The organism is Deinococcus sp. AJ005, from assembly GCF_009017495.1.
Classification (GTDB): Bacteria; Deinococcota; Deinococci; order Deinococcales; family Deinococcaceae; genus Deinococcus.
In genome coordinates this window covers 1,252,393-1,275,134 of the sequence record NZ_CP044990.1, presented here as the reverse complement: position 1 = coordinate 1,275,134, position 22,742 = coordinate 1,252,393, and the positions used below count along the sequence as shown (strand labels likewise).

The following is a 22,742-nucleotide window of genomic DNA, read 5'->3' as shown; positions in this document are numbered from 1 at the left end:
CATGTGACCCTGGGGCAGTGAATCAAATTTCACACTGGCCGCTGAAGCCCATGCCCTTCCTGAGTGGTAAGGGCGGCCCCCCATCCCCGATTCCCCGGAGACATCATTCATGACCCGTTCCCCCCTTCGCTGGACTGCGCTCGCGACACTCACCCTGCTGCTGGCAGGCTGCTCCACATCCCCGCCCTCACCGCCTACCACCGACGCAACTGCTGCCTCTTCCGCTGGAAACACCCAGGTTGTGCGGATCGCGCTCGCTGCGGACGCCACACCGGATCAGGTGGCAACTCCCGGCACCCAGCTCCTGGCCTGGCACCCGGAGGAAGGTTTTGCACTGGTTGTCCGGTCACAGTCCTCGGGTCTGAGCGCCCAGGGTGGCACCTCAGGCGAGGCGAACGCCAACCGTTTCGCCCCGCCTGAGGTGCAGGGCAGCAGCGTCTGGGCAGGCGGGCGCACGGCCTGGTCCGGTGGCAACGGCTCTGCAAGCTGGCAGAAGCTGACCGGAAACCTGAAGGCCGCGTCTGAGAACAAGGTCAGTTGGAAGCAGATCAATCTGGTAGACGCGTGGTCTCACGCACCCAAGCTGGGGCAGGGAATCAAGGTGGCCGTGATCGACACCGGCATAGACCTGAACCACCCAGCGTTCCTGGGCAATCTGGCCCCGGCTTCCGAATGGAAGGATTTCGTGGACGGCGACAGCACGCCGCAGGAAGTCAAGGGGACGGCTTATGGGCACGGCACTGGCGTGGCGGGCGTGATTTTGCAGATTGCCCCGAAAGCCATCCTGCTGCCCATCCGGGTGCTGAGGCCCGACGGTTCGGGCGACGTGTCTACCGTGGTGCAGGCGATGGACTGGGCCATGAAGAAGGGCGCGCGGGTCATCAACCTGTCGCTCGGCTCAGACACGCCCTCCCCGGCGCTGAATGACATGCTGAGGCTGGCGGCCTCGCGGAAGGTCATGGTGGTGGCCTCTAGCGGCAACAGCGGCGACGAGAAGATTACCTATCCGGCGGGCAACGAGAGCAAGTTGTTGTTTATACCCATCCCCAACAGTTACCTGATTAGCGTGGGCAGCGTGGATGCCAACGACGTGAAATCCAGCTTCTCTACTTACGGCATGAGTCTGAACCTGACAGCCCCCGGTGAACGCATCTATACTGCTATGCCCGATAACGGCGCGGGGTACTGGAGCGGCACTTCCTTCGCTGCGCCGATGGCCACAGGCGCGCTGGCGCTGGCGCTGGCAGAAAACGGGACGAACTTCCTGACTGGCTTCCTCACCGGCCCCCTCACCACCCTGCTGTCTTCGGACGGTAAGAATATCGACGGAGTGAATTTCAGTGCCTACCGGAATATGCTGGGCAAAAGGCTGGACCTGGCAGCTTTCCTCAAAGACACCTTCTGAGAGCAACAGAACCAGCAACCCCCACCCCCATGCGCGGCGGTGGGGGTTTTTCTTTCTCCGGCAACCTGAACCATAAGCCTCATGGGGCAGCCGAACGCGTCTCTTCCTGCGCCACGACAGGACTCACCTTCAGCGTCAGCGTGAACACGAAGGCCGCCGCCACCAGTCCCAGCGCCAGGAAGTAAGCGGAGCGCAGCCCCTCGGCCAGCGCCGCGCCGCCATTGGCAATGGCCGCCTCGCCGATCAGCAGGGCCATGACGGTCACGCCCAGTGCGCCGCCCATCTGCCGGGCAAACAGCACGCCGCTGGTGACTGCGCCCAGCTCACCCGTGGCTGCCGCACCCTGCGCCGAGAGCAGCAGCGTGAGCATGGAAAAGCCCATGCCGCTGCCCACCACGAAGCCCAGCGCGGAGGTCACCCACAGCGGCGAGTGAACGGTGAAGGTCAGCGCAGCGAAGACCACCACCAGCACCGCGAAGCCCAGTTGCGAGATGCGCGCCAGCGGAATACGTTTCATCAGTTGCGCGGCCAGGATGCTCGCCAGGGTCCAACCCACCAGCGCCGGGGTCAGGATCGCGCCTGCCGCCGTGGCACCCCGGCCCGTGACGCCCTGCGCGTACAGCGGCAGATAGGCGATCACGCCAAAGTACGCTGCCCCGGCCAGCAGGTTTCCGGCGAAAGCCACGCGCGGAACACGGTCACGCAGGGCCGACATGGGCAGCAGCGGCGACGGGTGACGGCTTTCGACCCACAGCGCCCCGGCCAGGACCGCCACACCTGCCGCCGCCGCCCACCAGTGTTTCAGCTCCAGGCCCCAGATCAGCAGGCCGCTGCCCGCCGTGAACAGTGCCGCGCCGCCCCAGTCCAGATTCGCCTTGCTGCGTTTGCCCGACTGCTTCAGGTAACGCGACACCATCAAAAAGGCCGCCACACCAAACGGCAGCGACACGAAAAACGTCCAGCGCCAGGACCACGTTTCGGTGAGCCAGCCGCCCAGCAGCGGCCCCACCAGACCGCTGATGCCCCACACGCCGCTGAACAGCGCCTGCACCCGCCCGCGCTGTTCCAGGGTGTACAGCTCGCCGATGATGGTTAGGGCGATAGACAGCAGCGCCCCCGCCCCCAGCCCCTGTAGGGCACGCGCGCCGATCAGCCAGCCCATACTCTGCGCCGCGCCGCACAGCACGCTGCCCAGCAGAAAAATGACCATGCCAGTCAGGTACAGCTTCTTGCGGCCCACGATGTCCGAACCCCGGCCCCACAGCGGGCTGGACACCGTGCTGGTCAGCAGATACGCAGCAAAGGGCAGCGCGTACAGCGCCTGGCCGCGCAGATCCTGGATCACGCTGGGCATGGCGCTGGCCACCACACTGGATTCCAGCGCGTTCAAAAAGACACCCAGAATCAGGCCCACGGTGGCCAGTTTGCGGGCCTGATCCAGCGCAGCTTGATTCGGTGAGGCGGCAGCGGCAGTCGTGGTGGGCGGAGTCACGTTGGGGAGGCTACTCCCCCGCGCACACATGGAGGGTGGGGAGGCGCACCGGGACAGCCCCCTTCCGCCAGCATTCCGTCTTGTCAAATGCCCAATGCAAGCCTCATCTCCGCAGTTCCGGGTCTACCCTGGGGCGCATGACTACACCACAACCCACCATTCACATGCGAAATCTGGGGGCCACCGGCCTGGGCGTCAGCGAGATCGGCTATGGGGCCTGGGGCATCGGCGCAGACATGTGGAAGGGCGCGCAGGACAATGACAGTCTGGAGGCGCTGCGCCGTTATCTGGCCTTAAATGGAAATTTTATAGATACGGCCATGGGATACGGCGACGGCCACAGCGAGCGGCTGGTGGGACAGGCCGCCCGTGATTATCCCGGCACCATCGTCGCCACCAAGATCAGCCCGAAGAATGGGCAGTGGCCCGCGCAGCCCGGCGTGCCAGCGGAAGAAGCGTTTCCCGCCGAACACGTCATCGCCATGACCGAGGCCAGTCTGGAACGGCTGGGGCTGGACCGAATTGACGTGCAGCAATTCCACGTCTGGAACGATTCATGGCTGGGGCAGGGCGACTGGCAAGACGCGGTGATTCAACTCAAAAAAGACGGCAAGATCGGGCACTTCGGCGTCAGCATCAATGACCATCAGCCGGACAACGCCGTGAAAGCGGTAGAGGCGGGCGTGGTGGAAACCGTACAGGTGATCTACAACGTCTTTGACCAGTCGCCACAGGACCGCCTGCTGGACGCCTGCCTCGCCAACGGCGTGGGCGTGATCGTGCGCGTGGCGCTGGACGAGGGCAGCCTGACGGGGAACATCACCGCCGGGACCGAATTCCCGGAAGGTGACTGGCGCAACCATTACTTCGGCGGCAATCGCAAGGCCGAGTTACAGCCACGTCTGCGGGCCATTGAAAGCGATCTGGGCATCAACAGCTCGCAACTGGCCGAGACCTCGCTACGTTATGTTCTCAGCCACCGCGCGGTCAGTACCGTGATCGTGGGCATGCGGAGTGTGCGGAACGTGGAGCGCAACGTGGCGATTGCCGATGGCCAGGGCCTGCCCACCGATGACGTGGCCCGCCTGTACGCCCACCGCTGGGACAGAAACTGGTATGAGACGGCCAAAGAATAAGGCTAAAACATTTCAGCATTAGTCGGCAGGCGATATTTTTCTAGAGGCTGCCAAGAACAGGTTTGAAATTGGTAGGTTTAACTCTGGAATGAGCAGAATGGGTGGATGACCCGACGAGGCTACCCCAGCGACGTAGACGACAACACGTATCTGTTTCTGCTCCCGTATCTCCTGCTTAGCCCCAACGATGCCAGACAGCGGTTCCATCCGAAACGTTCTCAATGCGCTGCTGTGGGTGGTCCGCACGGGTGCACAGTGGGCCTCTCTCTCCAACGACTTTCCATCTGCGGAAACGGTGCGCCAACAGGCGCACCGCTGGTTTGAAGCGGGGTGCTTTTTAAAAGCTGCACACGATCTGCGCTTTCTGGCCCGCGTCGAAAAATCGCGGAACGGCGAGCCTACCGCGATCATCATCGACAGCCGGACCCTTCAACGTACGCCTGAAAGTGGACACCGCGCAGGCTTTGATGGTGCCAAGAAACGCAAGGAAACGAAGGTGCATCTGGCGGTAGATCCGTTGGGGCATTTCCTGGCCGTGCTGACCACACCTGCCAACGAGCAGGATCGGGCACAGGTCAAAGACCTGTGCTTGGAGGTGCAGGCAGCTACGGGCACAACCGTGGAGATGGCGTTCGCTGACCAGGGATATACAGGCGAACAAACTGCTCTGGACGCTGCCGAGACTGGCGTGGAACTGGTGGTGGTCAAACGTCCAGAGGCCGCCAAGGGCTTTATCCTGGTCCCAAAACGGTGGGTGGTGGAGCGGTCCTTCGCGTGGATGTCACGGTTTCGCCGTTTGGGACGGGACTTGGAACGTTTGTTGTCCACGCTGATGGGATTCCATGTCCTTGCCGCATGCGTTCTGCTCTGCAACAATCTCAAGCCGCTTTTTGTATAGGGTTCTTGGCAGCCTCTAAGCGCTTCGTAGCCCTCTGCGGTTTTGACTTTAATACCCCTATCTCTTAAAAAATCATTGATGAAATAAAAAGATAGTTCATTGAGACATTCACCAGATAGCCAAGCACAATCACACTCATCACAGATATAAACTATCTCGCCAGTAGGTAGAAATATATTCTTGTAAATGACACCGTTACCACCGTCTCTTGGGCAGTATCGCATTTGCACCTCAAGTTCTTTCTCAATCCTTTTCAACACTTGGAGACAGGACAATTGTGAATAGCGGCGATACCCAGTTCAATTTTCCTACGCCCGCTTCTGCATCAGCATCGTGCGCCTGCACTGCGCCACCACCTCGCCGCGCTGGTTGATGGCGCGGTGTTCCACGGTGACGAGACCCTGATTCGGGCGGGATTTGCTCTGCCGCGCTTCCAGCACTTCCGATTCGGCGTGGATGGTATCGCCGTGAAAGACGGGCTTGGGAAACACCACGTCGGTCATGCCCAGATTGGCCACCAGCGTTCCCAGCGTCAGCTCATGGACGCTCAGGCCCACCAGCAGGCTGAGGGTCAGCAGGCTGTTGACCAGCGGCTGCCCGAACTCGGTCTGCGCAGCGTACTCGTGGTCCAGATGCAGCGGCTGCGGGTTCATGGTCAGCGTGGTGAACAGTACGTTATCGGCCTCGGTCAGCGTGCGCGTGACGCGATGGTGGATGACGGTGCCAGGCGTGAGTTCCTCAAAATAGCGGCCCTGGGGGCGGTTCAGGTCTTCATTCATGTTGGTTCTCCTGAAATTGTGCCAGTACGGCGCGGGCGGCGGTCAGCATGGGTTCGTCCACCATCTGGCCCTCAAAGCTGAAGGCCCCGTGGCCGCGCTCGGCTGCCGCGTGGGCAGCGTCCAGCAGGGCGCGGGCGCGGGCGGCCTCGGCGGGGGTGGTCCCGAAGATGTCATGGGCCAGCGCCACCTGAGCGGGGTGGATGCACAGCTTGCCCGCGTAGCCCAGGGCGCGGCCCTGCTCGGAGTTGGCGCGAAAGACCGCCTCGTCGTTCAGCGCCGTGACCACGATATCCAGCGCCGGAACACCTGCCAATCGGGCCGCCAGCACCACCTTTGAGCGGGCGTACAGCACTTCCAGATTGCCCTCCGTGCGCCGTCCACCCAGGTCTGTCGTATAATCCTCCGCGCCGAAATAGGCCAGCGTGACGGCCTCTTCTCTCAGAATTTCCAGCGCGTTCCAGACACCTGCCCCAGTTTCCAACCCGGCCAGGAGAGGAAGATTGAGGCCACGGGCCTTGAATGCTTCCACGACGAACTGGACATCAGCGGCAGACTCCAGTTTGGGCACCACCACCCCGGCCAGTTCGGGGGTCAGCACAGCCAGATCGCCCTCAAAATACGGCGAGTGCGGGGCATTCACGCGCAGGAAGACGGCCAGATGCGGCGCGGCGGCGATCAGGTCACGGGCGGCGTCGCGGGCGATGGGGCGGGCGGCAGCTTTGGCCTCGGGGTTGCCGGGGATGGCGTCCTCCAGATCAATCACCACCGCATCGGGCGAACTGCGCGGCAGCTTGACGATCAGGTCCGCGCGGTTGCCGGGGGCGAACAGCATGGAACGGGGGCGCAGGGTGGGTGCAGGCATCAGGGCTGTCCTGTGCGGGCGGAAAGGTGGTGGGGCATGGGATCAGGATAGCTGCCAGGGAGGCGTGGACGTGTGCAAATACTGCCTCACCGCACGTCGCTGCGCCGCAGGGAATAGGCCACGCCCAGCGCAAGGACGGCCAGCGCCAGCGTCGCCAGCCCCCAGACCGCGCCGCTGCTGGCCGCGAAAGCTGTCACGGACAGTCCGCCCTGAAACAGCAGTGTCAGAACCGTATTGATCAGCGGGGCACGTTGACTGCGCTTGAAGGCGTCGGCGCGGCGCACCGGGAGCGGTTGCCACAGCACCATTAAAGCCGTGCCGCCCGTGCCCAGCAGCAACAGAGGAACCAGAAAAAACGTGTGGGAGGTTCCCAGCGCCCCGCGCAGGGCCAGCACGGTCAGCGCCACCAGCCCGAGCAGCACGGTGGGAATCACGGCGGCCAGCCACTTGTCGCGCCTTAAGGCCGCCGGGCTGCGCGGAGCGCTGATCAGCAGGTCCGGGGCGTCCTCGGCGTTCAGGGTCAGGTGGGCCAGGGCTGCGGTCAGGCTGGCGGTCAGCAGAATGACCCCGGTGCCGCCTGCCGCCCGCAGCCCGCCGCCCCGTGTGACCGAGAACAGCAGCGGCAGCAGGTACACCAGTTGCAGCAACGTGCGCGACAGCAGTTCCGGGTCACGCCCGATCAGCCGCCATTCCTTGAGCAGCGTGGCGCGGGAACCGGAGGCAAAACGCAATTTGCCCGGTGGGGTGCGCGAATGCCGGACGCGGCCTTCCGGCGCGGCGATTTCCTGCGCGCCGTTCACGAACTGCCGGGTCAGGGCCAGTACCGAGACGGCGAACACAGCCAGGGACAGCAGGACCAGCAGCAACGCGGGCCACGGCTCCAGCCACGCGGCGCGGGCGGGCAGCCACAGCCACGCCTCCCGGCCCGGCCAGTTGCCCCGGCCCGGCGCGAAGAAGGACAGCGCCTCAAAAACAGCACTGGACTGCTGCCCCCGGCCCCGCCCCCCACTGAAATTGGCCCACTGCGTTCCCAGAAAAATACCCGCGCCGAACAGCGCCCCCAGCACCGCCGACACCGTGCGGGTGCGGCGCACGCCCAGAACGCGCACCAGTCCCAGTGTCAGCCACAACCCCGCGCTGGACGCCAGCAATGACGCCGACAGCCACCACAGCGGCAAGCCCACTCCACCGCGCCACACGCCCAGCACCAGCAGCGCCAGTGTTAGCGGCACCACCAGCAGGCCAGCAGGCAACGCCGCCGACAGTGCCACCCCCAGCGCCCGCGAGGCCAGCACCACGCGCGGCGGGATGGGCGATTGCAGCAGCAGATCCAGATCACCGCGCGTGAACAGCGTGACCAGAGACGCGCGCACCGCCGCCGAGAGCATCAGCGTCAGCAGGAATGCCTGGGCCAGCAGCACCGGCCCCAGCGCCACATCCGGCAGCGGGGCGTTCAGGGGCAGGTTCGCCAGCAGGGAGCGCAAGGCGAAGTAACCACCCAGCACGGCCAGAATCAGCACCGCCAGCGCGATGTACACCCCCTTGCGCTGGCCGCCCGTCAACGCCTGCCACTGCCACAGCAGTTGCTTTTTCAGCAGCCACGGCAAACTGCCGGGTTTAGAGCCTCTGGAACGGGAAGCGGGCAATTTGACGGCTTCGGTTCTCACAGCGCGTCCACCACTTCACTCTGCGGCACATCCAATCCCGTCAGCGACAGGAAGGCGTCTTCCAGCGTCTGCGTTCCGGTGCGCTCCAGCAACTCCTCTGGCGTGCCCTCCGCGATCAGTTGGCCGCCGCCGATGATGCCGATGCGTTCGGCCATGCGCTCGGCCACTTCCAGAATGTGGGTGGTCAGGACCACCGCGCCGCCGTCGTCCACATACTGGCGCAGTGCGTCCTTAACCTGACGCGAGGCCGCCGCATCCAGCCCGGTCAGCGGCTCGTCCAGCAGCAGCAGGCGCGGGCGGTGGATCAGCGCCCCAGCCATCGCCAGTTTCTGCTTCATCCCACGCGAAAACCCCTCCACCCGCTCCTGGCGGTGATCCCACAGGTTCAGCCACTTCAGCAAGCGTTCGGCCTCGGGCGCGGCCTGCGCGGCGTCCATGCCCCACAGCCCGGCCACGAACTCCAAGTATTCGGGGGCACTCAGCTTGCCATACAGCAGCGGCTCGTCAGGCAGATACGCCAGCACCTGTTTGGCCGCCTGCGCGTCGTGCTGGACACTGTGGCCGTAGATGAATGCCTCGCCGCTGTCGGGGCGGGTCAGGCCCGCGATCATGCGGATGGTGGTGGTCTTCCCTGCCCCGTTGGGACCCAGCAGCGCGTACAGTTCGCCAGGCCGCACGCGCAGGCTCAGGCCAGAGACAGCCGCCTTGCCCGCAAACGATTTGTGCAGATCACGCAGTTCCAGCGCGGCGATCTCGGTTTCGGTGAGCATGGGCGCGGACATGCCCCCTTATACGGGAGCAGGGGGTGAGAGGTTGCCCCCGGAACCTCCGGCGAATGTGACGCTAGATTAAAGGTCATGAAGTTACGCGGCACACTGGGCGGTCTGAATCTGATGTTGGAACCGGGTGACACCGCCGAGAGCGTGTCACGCGGGCTGACCATGCCCAACCTCTCCGGCAGCAGTGTGACCATCGAGATCAACGGCGACGCCGATCCAGGCGCAATCGAACAGGCATTGACGGCCATCCGCGAGGCTGGGGGCAAACCGGGCCGCATCCGTGCGCCGCGCGTGACGGTGGCTGCCCCGGCCCAGGCCGCGCCCGAGGCCCACCCGATTGATAGCGCCCGCACGGTCATCGTGCCGCACACCATCCGCGCCGGGGCGCGCAACGAGTACCGGGGCAGCGTGATCGTGCTGGGCGACGTGAATCCCAGCGCCGAGGTGATCGCGGGCGGCGACGTGATCGTAATCGGCGCATTGCGCGGTCTGGCCCACGCCGGGCAGGGCGGCTACAGCGATGCCATCGTGTGGGCGCGTCCGATTGCCAGCCCCCAGATCCGCATCGGCGACGCCGTGGCCCGCGCGCCCGAGGGCAGCAGCCTGAGCAACATGCGCCAGCGGGACGGCCAGCCCGTGGCGGAGTTGGCGCGGTTGCAAAATGGCGTGATTGCGATTGACGTGCAGAAGTGAGTGAGGGTGTTGGGCGGATGTTTGAAGGCGGCTTGCGGTTTAACCCCGTTCAGGAGTTTGCCCCCACTGACCCTCACCACCACGACTTTGTGACGCCTCTCGCCGCCTAAATTGCGCCATCGGCTATACTGGCTTTTGAAATTCCTCGAAATAGAGGGGTGGGTGCGGTAAGCCCACCTTTTTTCGTGGAGGGGGTGGTCAGGTGGGCAGCCCGCATGGGAGGCCCCGACAATATGAATAACAACGCAAACGACAACTCAGACGGCCAGACGGCCAACAATTCAAGTGGGCAGACAGACGGGCAGATCGCCCGGCTTCAGACCATCGCGCAGGCAGGGGTAGGGCCGCTGGGCTTCGAGGTCCTGGAAGTTCAGCTTCAGAATGCGGGCGGGGAACTGATTGTGCTGGTGCGGATTGACCGCCTGGACGAGCAGCCCGTCACCATGGCCGACATCACCGGGGCCAGCCGCGCCGCCGAGGCGGAGTTTGACCGGGTAGACCCGGTCACGGGCGAGTACCGCCTGGAATTCGAGTCACCGGGGGCCAAGCGTCCGCTGCTGACAGCCCGGCATTTCGAGCGCATGGTGGGCCTCAAAGCCCGTGTGCGCGGCGACGGGCAGGCGTTCACCGCCCCGATCAAGGCCGTGGACGGCGAGAACGTGACCTTCGACGTGAACGGCGACGACGTGACGCTGAAAGCCGGGACCTTTACTGCCAATCTGGCCGAATTCCCGGACCGCCACCGCTGAAGCCTGCCCGCCTCTAAAACCCAGACAACTGAAAACACAGACAACAGAAAAAGGAAGAGTGACATGAGCGAACCCGAATTCAATTTTGCCGACGCGCTGCGTGAAGTGGCGCAGGCCCGCAACATCAACGAACTGGCGCTGATCCAGGCTTTCGAGGAATCGCTGGCGCAGGCGTACACCCGCAATGTGGAACCCGACAAACGCATCGAGGTCCACCTCGACCCCGCCAGCGGCGAGTTGGAAGTGCTGGTGGTGCGTGAGGTGGTGGAGGTCATCGAGGACGAACACCTCCAGATCTCATTGGCCGACGCGCTGGAGCTGGATTCCGGCGTGGAACTGGGCATGGAGATGGAATTCCCGGTGGACCGTGAGAAGTTCTCGCGCATTGCGTTGCAGGCCGCCAAGCAGACGCTGACGCAGAAGATGCGCGAGACCGAGCGCAACGTGGTCTTCAACGAGTACAAGGACCGCGAGGGCCAGGTGCTGACCGCGCAGGTGGTCCGCAGCGACAACAAGGGCAACTGGTTCGTGGAACTGGGCGCGGGCGAGGCGATCCTGCCCCCCCGCGAGCAGATTCCCGGCGAGAAGCTGACCCCTGGCAACCGCGTCAAGATCTACCTCAAGGAAGTCCGCAAGACGCCCAAGGGGCCAACCATCCTGGCCAGCCGCGCCGACGAGCGTTTGCTGGACTACCTGCTGCGCCAGGAAATTCCCGAAGTCGCCAACGGCATCGTGGAAATCAAGGCGATCTCGCGCGAGGCCGGGCAGCGCAGTAAGGTGGCCGTGTTCAGCCACAACTCCAACGTGGACCCCATCGGCGCGTGCATCGGCCACCGTGGCAACCGCATCCAGGCCGTGACCGGCGAACTGGGCCGCGAGCGCGTGGACGTGATCCTGTGGGATGCCAACCTGCGCGACTTCATTCGCAACGCGCTGTCCCCGGCCAAGGTGGGCCTGATTGAAGTCTTGCCTGACCGTCAGGAAGCTACCGTGACGGTCACGCCCGATCAACTGTCCCTGGCCATCGGCAAAGGCGGACAGAACGTGCGGCTGGCGGCCAAGCTGACCGGTTTCAAGATTGATCTGCGCGAAACGGCGGCCATCAGCGATCTGGACGCCGCCATGCAGCAGGCGCTTCAGGACGAGCAGGAAGGCCGCGACGGTGACGTGGCGCAGTCCGCCTTCGACGCGCTGTTCAAGGACAGCAAGTCGGTGGCCGTCGCCACGCCCGAGGACATCGGGGAGCAGTAAGCCTTGACTGCCGAGCCTGCCACCACTGAGCCTGTTCCTGGCAAGCATGTTCCCGAAAGAACCTGTGCAGCCTGCCGACGCAAACGCCCTCAAAGCGAGTTTTTAAGGGTGACGCGGCTGGACGGCAAATGGGACGTGCGGGCCGGGAACAGAGTTGGACGGGGCGCGTATGTCTGCGCCGACACCCCCGAATGCTGGCAGGAAAAGCGGCTGCGGCGGGCCTTTCGCGCCCAGGCTGCCGAGATCGCGGAGCAACTTCAAAACCATCAAAAAGTCCCAAATCAGAACCATTCCGCGCCAGACGCGCGGGTCTCACCGGAGGTGAGTCATGTCTAAAGTCCGAATCTACACGCTGGCCAAAGAGCTGAATCTGGAAAACGCCCGAATGCTGGAAATCCTCGACGGGCTGGGCGTCTCGTACAAGAGCGTTAGCAGCACCATCGAGGAAGACACCGTCGAACTGATCAAGCAGATCGTGGCCGAGGAAGGCATGGGAAGCGCAGACGAAGCAGCCCAGGCCGCCGCGCCCACCGAGGCCCAGGCAGCTCAGCCTCAGGACGCGCCAGAGCAGGAGGCAACGCCTCAGACGGCCCAGGCTTCAGCCACCGCCACGCAGGCGCGGGACGATGTTGCACCCGCCTCCAAAGCTGAGATTCCTCACCGCGCGCCTGTCGTAACGATCATGGGCCACGTCGATCACGGCAAGACCTCGCTGCTGGATTACATCCGCAAGACCAAGGTGGCGGCCAAGGAAGCGGGCGGCATCACGCAGCACGTCGGGGCCTTCGAGGCACAGACCTCCAAGGGCAGGATCGTGTTTATCGACACCCCCGGCCACGAGGCATTCACCACCATCCGGGCGCGCGGGGCCAACGTCGCCGACATCGCCATCATCGTGATTGCCGCCGACGACTCGCTGATGCCACAGACCCGCGAGGCCATCGCACACGCGCAGGCCGCCAAGGTCCCGATGATCATCGCCATCAACAAGATGGACCTGCCGCAGGCCAACGCCGACAAGGTCAAGACCGATCTGACGCAGCTCAACCTCGTGCCCGAAGAGTACGGCGGTGACCTGATCGTGGTCCCGGTCAGCGCAAAAACCGGCGAGGGCGTGGAAGACCTGCTGGAATACATCAGCCTGAACGCCGAGCTGGAAGATCTGCGCGCCGATCCCAACGGGGTGTTCGGGGGCGTGGTGATCGAGGGCAAGGTGGACAAGCAGTCCGGCGTGCTGGCCACCGTGATGGTTCAGGAAGGCACGCTGCACGTCGGCGATTTCCTGGTGGTGGGCGAGAACTACGGCAAGATCAAGGCCATGATGGACAGCGCGGGCGGGCGGATCAAGGAAGCTGGCCCCTCCACCCCCGTGCAGATTCTGGGCTTTTCCGAGGTGCCCACCAGCGGTGAGAAGGTCAGCAGCGCCAAGAACGAACACGCCGCGCGTGACCTGATCGCCTCGCGCGCCAGTGACCGCCGCGACGCCGAGGGTGCTCAGGTACTGCGTAAACTGACCCTGGAAGACATGATGGGGCCGCTGACCACCGTGCGCACCGTCAACCTGATCCTGCGTGCCGACACCCAGGGCAGCGTGGAAGCTATTCAGGGCATCCTGGCCCGCAAGGAATCCGAGGACGTCAAGATCAACGTGATGCTCTCGGGCATCGGCGCGCCCACCGAGGGCGACGTGCTGCTGGCCTCCACCGCCGAGGCCACCATCCTGTGCTTCAGCGTCACCGCGCCCGGCAGCGTCACCAAGATCGCCGACAACAAGGGTGTGGATATCAAGTCCTTCCGCATCATCTACGAATTGATCGATGAAGTGGACCGCCTGATGAAGGGCAACGTGGAACCCGTGTTCGAGGAGAAATACCTGGGCCGCGCCGAGGTCCGCATGGTCATCAAGCACCCACGTTTCGGCAACATCGCCGGATCGTATGTCACCGACGGCAGCCTGAAGCGCAACGCCAAGGCCAAGGTCACGCGCGGCAAGGAAACCGTGTACGAGGGAACGCTGGTGGGCCTCAAGCGCCTCAAGGACGACGTGCGCGAGGTTCAGACCGGCTACGAGTGTGGGATCAACCTGGACTGGGACGGCGCGGAAATTGGCGACATCATCGAGGCCAGCGAGATGGTGGAAGTGGAAGTGTCGTAAGCCTGAGGTAGATTTACAAGCATAGAAGACAAGCATAGAAGAGAGGCCGTTCCTATGGGGGAGCGGCCCTTCTTCTTTGAATTTTGGAACTATGTGGCCCCTTCCCCCTTCCACACGAGTCGAGAGGAACCGGAGTTCGACTTAACCTGTCAGCTTCCGCCCTCCACCGCGTTCGGATCTACAATGCCGCTGTCGGTCTGTCTCTGCGTGCCGTCTGGAGCGCTCAAATCCCCACGCGGCCCACCTCCCCGACCACCGGGGCCGTGCATCCCACGTCCGCCCGGCCCGCCCATGCCCCGGCCACCCAGCATGCTGAAGGGATTGTCCTTCAGGCGGGTTTTCATGTCTGCGGCGCGGTTGACGGCGATATTGCCGTCTTTCACGCCCTGATCGATGGTGGCGTTCCCAGCGGCCAGCGCGGCAGCTTTCAGTTTTTCCAGGCTGATGCCGAGCTGCACGGCCAGCTTCTGAAGGTATACGTCACCGTAATTGGTGCCGCTTCTGGTACGTGTCTGTGTGCCTGCTGCGCCACGCTGACCCGGTTGCGCTGGCTGAACACGCTGGGGCTGGGCTTGCTGCGCCTGAACTGTGGCGTCGGCAGCCGCTGTTCCAGCCTGCTGGGCCAGCACTGCGCCCACGGTCAGCGGCAGGACGGCCAGAACGATCAGGGGCGTTTTGCGAAAGATCATCTTGATGCTGGTGGTCTTGAGCTGACTCATGTGGAGTCCTCCTTGAATGTCGCGGGCCAGAAACGGCTTCTGACCCTGCGGCAAGCCTCTCAGCGGGCCGTCAACAAACGGCCCAAAGACCGCGAAGAAACGGCGAAGGCGGCGCAGAAGGTGCGGGCCGTCATCTCTCCGTCAGTCCATGCTTGGTATGCTGCGGCGCTTTGCGTCCCTCCCCCACCCCCCTCCCTGCCTGGGTTTCACGTCTGAGTGCGTGGCCGGGTGTGCTGACAGTGCTGTCGGTGCTGGCCGTGGTGCTGGGAACGCCCGTGCGTCCGCCGGAAGTGGGGCAGCGCCCCAGCGCCAGCAGCGTGGCCCCCGCGCTGCCCGAGGTGCGGGCCATGCCGCAGCCGGGGCCAAGTGTGTCGGTGCTAACGCCGCCGCCTCCGGCAGAATCCCTGCGGCTGGTGCGCGAGCAGACAGGCAATGCGGTTGAAGGCTGGAACTGGCAGCAGCCCCCACCCCTGAGTGACCTGAACGTGCTGGGGCGGCGGCAGACCGACGGCGGCTGAGGGACAGGGATGCCGAACATCCCTCTCTGCGTCTCTCCCCTCTGAATAGGAGTTCCACCGTGACCTACGGCAACAACCGCAACAACAAAAATAAGGGCGGCAATGACCGCCGTCCACCACCGCCCCGGCGCAGTGGTGCGCCCAGTTCCAGCAAATCCAGTCCCTGGATTCCGCTGCTGCTGCTGATCACACTGCTGGGCAGCCTGGCCTATATCTGGCGGCCCTGGGAACACCCCAATAACCTGGGCAGCATCTGGAACGACAAATTCCAGTTCATCACGCTGGGCCTGGACCTCAAGGGCGGCCTGCGGATCGAACTGGCTCCCGAATCCGGTACGGCCACCAAGGACGAGCTGGACCGCGTGAAAACCGTGATCGAGAACCGCGTCAATGCACTGGGCGTGGCCGAACCCACCGTGACGGTGGCCGGGGGCAAGCGCGTGGTGGTGGAGATTCCAGGCGCAACGCCTGCCATCCAGCAACGCGCCCGCGCGATCATCCAGCAGACCGCCAAGCTGGAATTCAGGATTGTCAAGGATGGCGCACAGCCTGATCCGGCAGTGCGTACCAGCAAACCCGGCTCCGGCGGCTACACGCTGGCACAGCTTGGGCCTATCGAGGCCACCGGGGAAGTGGTGGAAAGCGCCACCTCGGGCACCAACCCGCAGACCGGGCAGTGGGTGGTCAACTTCCAGACCACAGACAAGGGCGCACAGACCTTCGGGGACTTCACCGGCAAGAACGTAAACAAACTGATGGCCGTGGTGCTGGACGATCAGATTCAGAGCGTCGCCACCATCAACCAGAAGCTGTTCCGCGACATCCAGATCAGCGGATCGTTTACGCCGGAGGAAGCCAATCAGCTCGCCCTCGTGCTGAAATCCGGCGCGCTGCCCATCAAGATCAAGACGGAAGCTGAACGCGCCATCGGGCCGACATTGGGTGCGGACGCCATCCGCAGCGGCGCGATTGCCGCGCTGGTAGGTATCGGACTGGTCTTCGTGATGCTGTTCGCGTATTACGGACTGTGGTTTGGTCTGGTGGGCGCGCTGGGGCTGCTGTTCTCCAGCATCCTGATTCTGGGAATGCTGGCGGGCTTCGGCTCCACGCTGACGCTGCCAGGGATCGCGGGTCTGGTGCTGACCATCGGGGCTGCCGTGGACGGCAACGTGATCTCGTTCGAGCGCATCAAGGAAGAATTGTACCGGGGCAAGGGCATCAGGAATTCCATTGAGGCCGGGTACAAACACTCCACCGCCGCGATTCTGGACGTGAACGCCTCGCACCTGCTGGCCGCCGTGGCGCTCTACAACTACTCCACCGGGCCGGTCAAGGGCTTTGCCGTCACGCTGATGATCGGCGTGATCGCCGCGACGTTCTCGAATCTGGTCTTCGCCCGGTGGTTTATCGAGTGGATCGCCCGACGTCATCCCAACATGAATGCTCGGCAGTGGGTCAAGAACACCCACATCGACTTTATTAAAGCCGCACCGTACATCACCACCGCCAGCATCCTGCTCGCCGTCATCGGCGGGGGCGTCCTGGCCACCAAGGGCCTGAATTACGGCGTGGACTTCACCTCCGGCACCACGCTGACTCTGCGGACCGACACCACCACCAACACCGAGCAGGTGCGGGCGGCGGCGTCCGGTGCGGGCATCGCCAAGGTCAATGACCAGAGCGCGGCCATCCAGCGAGACGTGAATCCCACCCAGAACGGCGTCCAGTACAACGTCAAGGTGCCGGAACTGACCGCCGCCGAGGCCGATAAGTTGGGCGCAGCCCTGAGCAAACTGCCCGGCGGCGAGGTCCAGGCCACCGAAACCGTCGGTCCCACGGTGGGCAAGGAACTGACCCAGAAGACCATCTACGCCGTGCTGCTGGGCCTGGGATTGATCCTGGTGTACGTGGGCTTCCGCTTCGACTTCATCATGGGGCTGGGCAGCATTGTGGCCGTGCTGCACGACGTGGCGATTGTGATGGGCCTGTACTCGCTCCTGGGGCTGGAGTTCGGCATCGCCAGTGTGGCGGCCCTGCTGACCCTGATCGGCTACTCGCTAAACGACTCAATCATCGTCTCGGACCGGATTCGCGAGAATATTCGCGAGATGCGTGGCCAGAGCTTCCGCGAGATCGTCAACGTCAGCATCAACCAGACGCTCTCGCGCACCATCATGACCTCGGTCTCCACCATGCTGCCCCTGATCAGCCTGCTGATCTTCGGTGGCCCGGTGCTGCGCGACTTCAGTCTGGCGCTGCTGGTGGGCATCGTCATCGGCACCTACAGCAGCATCTATATCGTCGCGCCGCTGGTGGTGTACGTCGAGGAATGGAACAAGAAGCGCCAGAGTGGAGCCAAACCCGTCAAGGCTTAGGCGTTCCCTATCGGCCCCGTCTTTTCCGGCATGGAGGAGACGGGGCTTTTCTGTGTCTTACGATGGCTTGACCAAGTACCCAGTTTGACCAGAACCCGGCTCAATCGGACACATACACGTTCGGTTCAGTGGCACACTCGGCCCATGCTCCTTGTCATTCACGCCGCACTGACCTGGGCCTTGGTGGGCCTGATCCTGACCATCCAACTTGTCCACTACCCGCTGTTCTCGCGCGTGGGTGAGGGTGGATATGCCGCGTACCAGCGAGAACACGTCACGCGCATCACCTGGCTCGTTGCGCCCCTGATGCTTGCCGAACTGGCAACGGGGGCTGCCCTGGTCCTGCGCCCCCCAACCCATGTGTCGGCGGCCTCTGCGGGACTGGGGCTAGGGCTGATCATCCTGATCTGGGTGTCCACTGCCGTGGTCCAGTCGCCCGTGCATGGCCGCCTGACCACAGGCTTCGACGCAACGCTGCACGCACGTCTGGTTACGACGAACTGGCTGAGAACCGTTCTCTGGCTGTTGCGCGGCTTCCTGGTGGGCGCGTGGTTGCTAGCGCTGGCGTGAATGCCGGACAGAATTCATAAGCCCAGTGCCCCAGCCCGGCCCCCTCCCCTAGCCACTTCCCAATTCACCCAGCAGTTTTCCGGCAGAGTGGGGCGCGTATGAGCCGTCCATCTTCTGAACAATTGACAGTCGCCATCGTGGGGGGCAGCGGGTACGCAGGCGGGGAATTCCTGCGGCTGGCGCTGGGGCACCCCAACCTGAACGTCACGCAGGTGACCAGCGAACGTAGCGCCGGAACCCCGGTCAGCATGGTCCACCCCAACCTGCGCGGGCGCACCACCCTGAAATTCCGCAAACTGGCCGAGCTGGAGGAAGCCGACGTGATCGTGCTGGCCCTGCCGCACAACTCGGCAGCCAAACGGCTGGCTGAATTCGAGAGCAAGGGCCGCGTCCTGATCGATCTGTCCGCCGACTTCCGTCTGAAAGACCCGGAGGTGTACCAGAAGGTCTACGGCGAACCCCATCCTGCTCCCGAGAAACTGGGCGAATGGGTCTACGGCAACCCCGAACTGCACCGCGAGGAACTGATCGGCGCGACCCGCATCGCCTGCGCGGGCTGCTTTGCCACGTCCGTGATTCTGGCGCTGTATCCGCTGCTGAAGCTGGGGGTGCTGCTGCCCAAAGACATCATCGCCACCGGACTGGTGGGGAGCAGCGCGGCAGGGGCCAGCGCCTCTGAATCCTCGCACCACCCAGAGCGGGCAGGCAGTCTGCGGGTCTACAAGCCCGTCGGTCACCGCCACACCGCCGAGGCGCAGCAGGAGTTGCCCGGCCACTTTCCACTGCACCTGACCGCCATCAGCACGCCGCGCGTGCGGGGCATCCTGACCACCGCGCAGGCATGGATTCCCGATGGCTACAGTGACCGCGACGTCTGGAGCGCCTACCGCGAGGTTTACGCCGCCGAGCCGTTTATCCGCATTGTCAAGGTGGCAAAAGGGATTCACCGTTACCCCGACCCAATGCTGCTGGACGGCACCAACTACTGCGACATCGGCTTCGAGATGGATCAGGACACCGGGCGCGTGGTGCTGATGAGCGCCATCGACAATCTGGTCAAGGGCACGGCGGGACACGCTGTCCAGTCTCTGAACATCGCGCAGGGCTGGGACGAAACGACGGGGCTGGAATTTGCAGGGCTGCACCCGGCCTGAGACGGCAGAGACGAGGAAAGGCACTCTGAATCCAGGTGCCTCTCCCCGCCGTATCAGACGATTACTTCAGGATATTCAGATCCTGCAACAACTGCGCCACATCGGTCTTCTGCACCCTCACAAAACGGTCAAAAGTCGTGCCGGAGGCGAAGTAAGCGTCCCACTTGTTCTCGGCCAGTTTCTTTTTCCAGGTGTCCGTGCGGACCATACGGGTCATCATGACCGTGAGGTCAGAACGTTGGGCAGCGCTGATCTTGCCCGTCGCCACGACGCCGCGCCAGTTGGAGACGTCCACGTTGTAGCCCTTGGCGATCAATGTGGGCAGGTTGACGCCCGCCACCGCTTCAGGGGCCAGGATCGCCAGGCCGCGCACCTGCCCGCTCTTGATCATGTCCTCAATCTCGCTGTACCCGGCGCTGACCACGTCCAGTTCGCCGCCCAGCATGGCCTTGGCCGCCTGCGCGCCGCCTGCCGAGGGAATGAACTTGACCTGCGACATGGGAATCTTGAGTTCCTTGGCCAGCTTGCCCACGGCGACATGCCCGCTGCCGCCCTCGCTGCTGCCGCCGAAGCGGAGGGCCGAGGGGTTACTCTTGAACGCGCTGATCATTTCCTCGACGGTCTTGTAGGGCGATTTGGCCGACACGATCAGCACCTCGTAGGAGGTGGTCAGGCGGGCAATGGGGGTCACATCGCTAGACAGGTCATACGGGCTTTTGTTGATGGGGATTCCGGCCACCATGACAAAGCCCGTGACCATCAGGTTGTTGGGCTGGCCCTTGAGCTTCACAAATTCGGCCAGTCCCAGCGTTCCGGCCTTGCCAGGAATGTTGTACACGCTGACGTTGGGGGCCAGTTTCTCAGCGCGCAGCGTCTCGGCAATCGCCTGTGCGGTGCCGTCCCAGCCGCCGCCCACCGAGGCTGGCGCCAGAATCTTGAGTTCGGACTGTGCCTGCGCGGAGGCGGTCAACAGCAGGGCGGCAGTGGCGATCAGGGTCAAACGGGGAAGACGCGACATGGTAGGACTCCTTTAAGATGATGGATATTGGCATAGAAAAGGGCGATCAGTTTTCTTGAGAAACTGACTTTTAATCTTTGGATTGGAATTCAATTCTTACGTCTAGCCTAGATCATGCTGTCTCACAGATTCATGACTCGAACCCCGATAATCCGTCTGAAATCCGGTCTAGCGATATGTGAAGTTTCATATACTTGTTCTAGAGCGCTATTTCAACGGCTATCCAGAAATTATATGAAATACCAAGTTTCTAAATGACTTTCAGATCATTCAGAAATCCGTCTCCGCCTTCTGGTAAGCAGGGGATTCTGGCCACTCCAGCTTGGAGGACAGATACTTCCTAAACCCAGCCAGACTGGCGCCCGATCATCTGCTCGTGAAAAGATTGAAGCCTATATTTTCATTTGAAAAGTATTAGACAATTATTCTTGACATTCATCAGGTATCTGGGCAGAATGGCCCCACGAGAGGCCCCCATGACCCAGCAAATCCCCCTGCCCGCCCAATCCACCGTTCCCCCGATCCCCGCCCGCTCCTGGGCGATCATCGATTCCACCCTGCGGGAGGGCGAGCAGTTCGCGCGCGGCAATTTTAAGAGCGACGATAAGATTGAGGTGGCCCGCGCGCTGGACGCCTTCGGGGCCGAGTACATCGAACTGACCACGCCGATGGTCAGCGCCCAGACCGCCAGCGACATTCGCAAACTGGCGGAGCTGAATCTGAACGCCAAGCTGCTGACGCATGTGCGCTGTCATATGGAAGACGTGCAGCGGGCGGTGGACACGGGGGTGGACGGCCTGGACCTGCTGTTCGGCACTTCCAGCTTTCTGCGCGAATTCAGCCACGGCAAGAGCATCGGGCAGATCATCGAATCGGCGCAGAAGGTGATCGGCTGGATCAAGACCAACCACCCGAATCTGGAACTGCGTTTCTCTGCCGAGGACACCTTCCGCAGTGAGGAAGCCGATCTGATGGCCGTGTACAAGGCCGTTTCCGATCTGGGTGTTCATCGTGTGGGGCTGGCGGATACGGTGGGCGTGGCGACGCCCCGGCAGGTTTACGCACTGGTGCGGGAAGTGCGGAACGTGATCCACGAGGGCTGTGGCATCGAGTTCCACGGCCACAACGACACCGGCTGCGCGGTCAGCAATGCCTACGAGGCCATTGAGGCCGGGGCCACCCACATCGACACCACCATTCTGGGCATCGGCGAGCGCAACGGCATCACGCCGCTTGGGGGTTTTCTGGCGCGCATGTTCACCTTCGATCCGCAGGGGCTGGTGGACAAGTACAACCTGGAAATGCTGCCCGAACTGGACAACATGATCGCCCGCATGGTGGGCCTGCCGATCCCCTGGAACAACTACCTGACCGGCGAATTCGCCTACAACCACAAGGCCGGGATGCACCTCAAGGCCATTTACCTGAACCCCGGCGCATACGAGGCTATCCCCCCTGGAGCCTTCGGCGTGGGCCGCCGCATTCAGGCCGCCAGCAAGGTCACGGGCAAGCACGCCATCGCCTACAAGGCCCGCGAGCTGGGCCTGCACTACGGCGAGGACGCCCTGCGCCGCGTGACCGATCACATCAAGGCACTGGCCGAGAACGACGATCTGGACGACGCGCACCTTGAAGAACTGCTCCGCAAGTGGGTCAGTGCTTGAGGGGCGGCAGAATGGAGCGATGACCGTATCTATTTACCGGGTTCTTTCTGAGGCAGGCGAGGGGGGCAAACTTGTCGCCGTCTTTCCCGACTCAGAAGGCAATTTGCAGGCCAGGGCAGCCAAGGCGGGCGCACCGCTGAGCGTGTTCGTACAGTCCGCCAGCCTGTCTGAGGTTGCGTTGCGGGTCTTTACGCCAGTCAAGGAGAGAGGCAGCTCGGACAGCGCAGCGCTGGCGGCCTTAACGATGCTGAGAACTGAATTGCTTGACGTGGCCGAGGTCCAGATGGGTGACGAAATGTTGCCTGCCCAACTGTGCGGCGGCGAATGGCTGCTGCGTCAGGGCGTGCCAGACGTGACAGCGATAGAGGCGGACCTCTCCCCCATCGGCCTGGGCGCGAGACGGGTCTGGATTTCCAGTCTGGGACGCCCCAATCTGGTGGCAGAGGTCCCCGATCTCGCTGCACTGGACACCTTCACACCGAATGCGGAGGCGATTTCAGCTCTTAATCGGGCGACGGGAACGACGGGTCTGGTTCTTCTGACAGCGGATGGACCGCGCCGCGCCGATCTGAGTTTCCGGGCGTTCGGACCACTCAAGGGCTTTCTGGAAGATGCAGCCAGCAGCAACATGCTGGCCTGCGCGGTGGGCGTGCTGGGGGCATCGAATCGCCTGCCCACCGACACCAACCTGCTGCGCGCAGCCCAGCGGATGCCGGGGCAACCCGCGCGGCTGAGCGTGCAGTTTGGGGAAGTCGGGACCGGGGTGGAAGTCTGGGTGGGTGGGGCAGCCACACCGCACCGGCAAAGCTAGCGACAAAAAAAGCCCCCTCCGTGATGGAGAGGGCCGGGACACGTCCT

The 22,742-nt window shown here is 63.5% G+C and carries 20 protein-coding genes and 1 pseudogene; 14 read left to right on the top strand and 7 right to left on the bottom strand.

All coding sequences use genetic code 11. From position 1 onward, the window contains the following. Nucleotides 1-109 precede the first annotated feature (109 nt). Nucleotides 110-1,405, top strand: coding sequence for a S8 family serine peptidase (locus DAAJ005_RS08000; RefSeq protein WP_151846656.1), 1,296 nt, complete (start codon nucleotides 110-112; stop codon nucleotides 1,403-1,405). A gap of 79 nt (nucleotides 1,406-1,484) precedes the next feature. Here DAAJ005_RS08000 and DAAJ005_RS07995 read toward each other — a convergent pair whose 3' ends face one another. Further along, nucleotides 1,485-2,897, bottom strand: a complete 1,413-nt coding sequence (locus tag DAAJ005_RS07995; RefSeq protein WP_226342637.1) for an MDR family MFS transporter — start codon at nucleotides 2,895-2,897, stop codon at nucleotides 1,485-1,487. Between the two features lie 137 nt (nucleotides 2,898-3,034). Here DAAJ005_RS07995 and DAAJ005_RS07990 point away from each other — a divergent pair, with 137 nt between their 5' ends. After that, nucleotides 3,035-4,033, top strand: a complete 999-nt coding sequence (locus DAAJ005_RS07990) for an aldo/keto reductase (protein WP_151846654.1) — start codon at nucleotides 3,035-3,037, stop codon at nucleotides 4,031-4,033. Nucleotides 4,034-4,138: 105 nt separating this feature from the next. Continuing rightward, nucleotides 4,139-4,931, top strand: a pseudogene (locus DAAJ005_RS07985) (IS5 family transposase). 308 nt (nucleotides 4,932-5,239) lie between these two features. Here DAAJ005_RS07985 and DAAJ005_RS07980 read toward each other — a convergent pair. The 4 genes from DAAJ005_RS07980 to DAAJ005_RS07965 all read right to left on the bottom strand — a co-directional run bounded on the left by DAAJ005_RS07980 (nucleotide 5,240) and on the right by DAAJ005_RS07965 (nucleotide 9,021). Then, on the bottom strand, nucleotides 5,240-5,710 hold the full coding sequence (locus DAAJ005_RS07980; protein WP_151846653.1) for a MaoC family dehydratase: 471 nt from the start codon (nucleotides 5,708-5,710) through the stop codon (nucleotides 5,240-5,242). Further along, a complete protein-coding gene (locus tag DAAJ005_RS07975; RefSeq protein WP_151846652.1) occupies nucleotides 5,703-6,572 on the bottom strand; it encodes a CoA ester lyase in 870 nt (289 codons plus the stop codon). Before DAAJ005_RS07975 ends, DAAJ005_RS07980 begins: the two co-directional genes overlap by 8 nt. An 86-nt stretch (nucleotides 6,573-6,658) precedes the next feature. Beyond that, nucleotides 6,659-8,239 carry a hypothetical protein gene (locus tag DAAJ005_RS07970; RefSeq protein ID WP_226342636.1) on the bottom strand — a complete coding sequence of 527 codons (1,581 nt, stop codon included), beginning with the start codon at nucleotides 8,237-8,239 and terminating at the stop codon, nucleotides 6,659-6,661. Further along, nucleotides 8,236-9,021 (bottom strand): ABC transporter ATP-binding protein, encoded by a 786-nt coding sequence (locus DAAJ005_RS07965; protein WP_226342635.1) that lies wholly within the window; start codon nucleotides 9,019-9,021, stop codon nucleotides 8,236-8,238. Before DAAJ005_RS07965 ends, DAAJ005_RS07970 begins: the two co-directional genes overlap by 4 nt. Nucleotides 9,022-9,096: 75 nt before the next feature. On the opposite strand from DAAJ005_RS07965, the gene DAAJ005_RS07960 reads away from it, so the two are divergent. The 5 genes from DAAJ005_RS07960 (at nucleotide 9,097) to infB (ending at nucleotide 13,866) form a co-directional block, all read left to right on the top strand. Then, complete coding sequence (locus DAAJ005_RS07960; RefSeq protein WP_151846651.1) at nucleotides 9,097-9,711, top strand: septum site-determining protein MinC; 615 nt, start codon at nucleotides 9,097-9,099, stop codon at nucleotides 9,709-9,711. A gap of 233 nt (nucleotides 9,712-9,944) precedes the next feature. Next, nucleotides 9,945-10,460 carry a ribosome maturation factor RimP gene (gene rimP / locus DAAJ005_RS07955; RefSeq protein ID WP_151846650.1) on the top strand — a complete coding sequence of 172 codons (516 nt, stop codon included), beginning with the start codon at nucleotides 9,945-9,947 and terminating at the stop codon, nucleotides 10,458-10,460. A gap of 63 nt (nucleotides 10,461-10,523) precedes the next feature. Further along, entirely contained in the window at nucleotides 10,524-11,711 is a 1,188-nt protein-coding gene (gene nusA, locus DAAJ005_RS07950) for a transcription termination factor NusA (protein ID WP_029480910.1), read from the top strand. 3 nt (nucleotides 11,712-11,714) lie between these two features. Next, the gene (locus DAAJ005_RS07945) at nucleotides 11,715-12,047 is read left to right on the top strand and encodes a YlxR family protein (RefSeq protein WP_151846649.1); all 333 of its coding nucleotides are present in this window, start codon (nucleotides 11,715-11,717) and stop codon (nucleotides 12,045-12,047) included. Beyond that, nucleotides 12,040-13,866 carry a translation initiation factor IF-2 gene (gene infB, locus DAAJ005_RS07940; RefSeq protein WP_151846648.1) on the top strand — a complete coding sequence of 609 codons (1,827 nt, stop codon included), beginning with the start codon at nucleotides 12,040-12,042 and terminating at the stop codon, nucleotides 13,864-13,866. Before DAAJ005_RS07945 ends, infB begins: the two co-directional genes overlap by 8 nt. Before the next feature lie 149 nt (nucleotides 13,867-14,015). Here infB and DAAJ005_RS07935 read toward each other — a convergent pair whose 3' ends face one another. Next, nucleotides 14,016-14,585, bottom strand: coding sequence for a hypothetical protein (locus DAAJ005_RS07935; protein ID WP_151846647.1), 570 nt, complete (start codon nucleotides 14,583-14,585; stop codon nucleotides 14,016-14,018). A gap of 170 nt (nucleotides 14,586-14,755) precedes the next feature. Between DAAJ005_RS07935 and DAAJ005_RS07930 the strand changes: the two genes are divergently transcribed. From DAAJ005_RS07930 to argC, 4 genes are all read left to right on the top strand, one after another. After that, complete coding sequence (locus DAAJ005_RS07930; protein WP_151846646.1) at nucleotides 14,756-15,103, top strand: hypothetical protein; 348 nt, start codon at nucleotides 14,756-14,758, stop codon at nucleotides 15,101-15,103. Between the two features lie 59 nt (nucleotides 15,104-15,162). Next, nucleotides 15,163-17,478, top strand: a complete 2,316-nt coding sequence (gene secD, locus DAAJ005_RS07925) for a protein translocase subunit SecD (RefSeq protein WP_151846645.1) — start codon at nucleotides 15,163-15,165, stop codon at nucleotides 17,476-17,478. A 144-nt stretch (nucleotides 17,479-17,622) separates the two neighbouring features. Next, nucleotides 17,623-18,048 carry a hypothetical protein gene (locus DAAJ005_RS07920; protein WP_151846644.1) on the top strand — a complete coding sequence of 142 codons (426 nt, stop codon included), beginning with the start codon at nucleotides 17,623-17,625 and terminating at the stop codon, nucleotides 18,046-18,048. 98 nt (nucleotides 18,049-18,146) lie between these two features. Beyond that, the gene (gene argC / locus DAAJ005_RS07915; protein WP_151846643.1) at nucleotides 18,147-19,202 is read left to right on the top strand and encodes an N-acetyl-gamma-glutamyl-phosphate reductase; all 1,056 of its coding nucleotides are present in this window, start codon (nucleotides 18,147-18,149) and stop codon (nucleotides 19,200-19,202) included. Nucleotides 19,203-19,263: 61 nt separating this feature from the next. Here argC and DAAJ005_RS07910 read toward each other — a convergent pair whose 3' ends face one another. Then, nucleotides 19,264-20,220 (bottom strand): tripartite tricarboxylate transporter substrate binding protein, encoded by a 957-nt coding sequence (locus tag DAAJ005_RS07910; protein ID WP_151846642.1) that lies wholly within the window; start codon nucleotides 20,218-20,220, stop codon nucleotides 19,264-19,266. Nucleotides 20,221-20,696: 476 nt separating this feature from the next. Here DAAJ005_RS07910 and lysS point away from each other — a divergent pair, with 476 nt between their 5' ends. Further along, nucleotides 20,697-21,884, top strand: coding sequence for a homocitrate synthase (lysS, locus tag DAAJ005_RS07905; protein ID WP_151846641.1), 1,188 nt, complete (start codon nucleotides 20,697-20,699; stop codon nucleotides 21,882-21,884). Between the two features lie 19 nt (nucleotides 21,885-21,903). Then, nucleotides 21,904-22,695 carry a PhzF family phenazine biosynthesis protein gene (locus DAAJ005_RS07900; RefSeq protein ID WP_151846640.1) on the top strand — a complete coding sequence of 264 codons (792 nt, stop codon included), beginning with the start codon at nucleotides 21,904-21,906 and terminating at the stop codon, nucleotides 22,693-22,695. The last annotated feature ends 47 nt before the right edge of the window (nucleotides 22,696-22,742 follow it).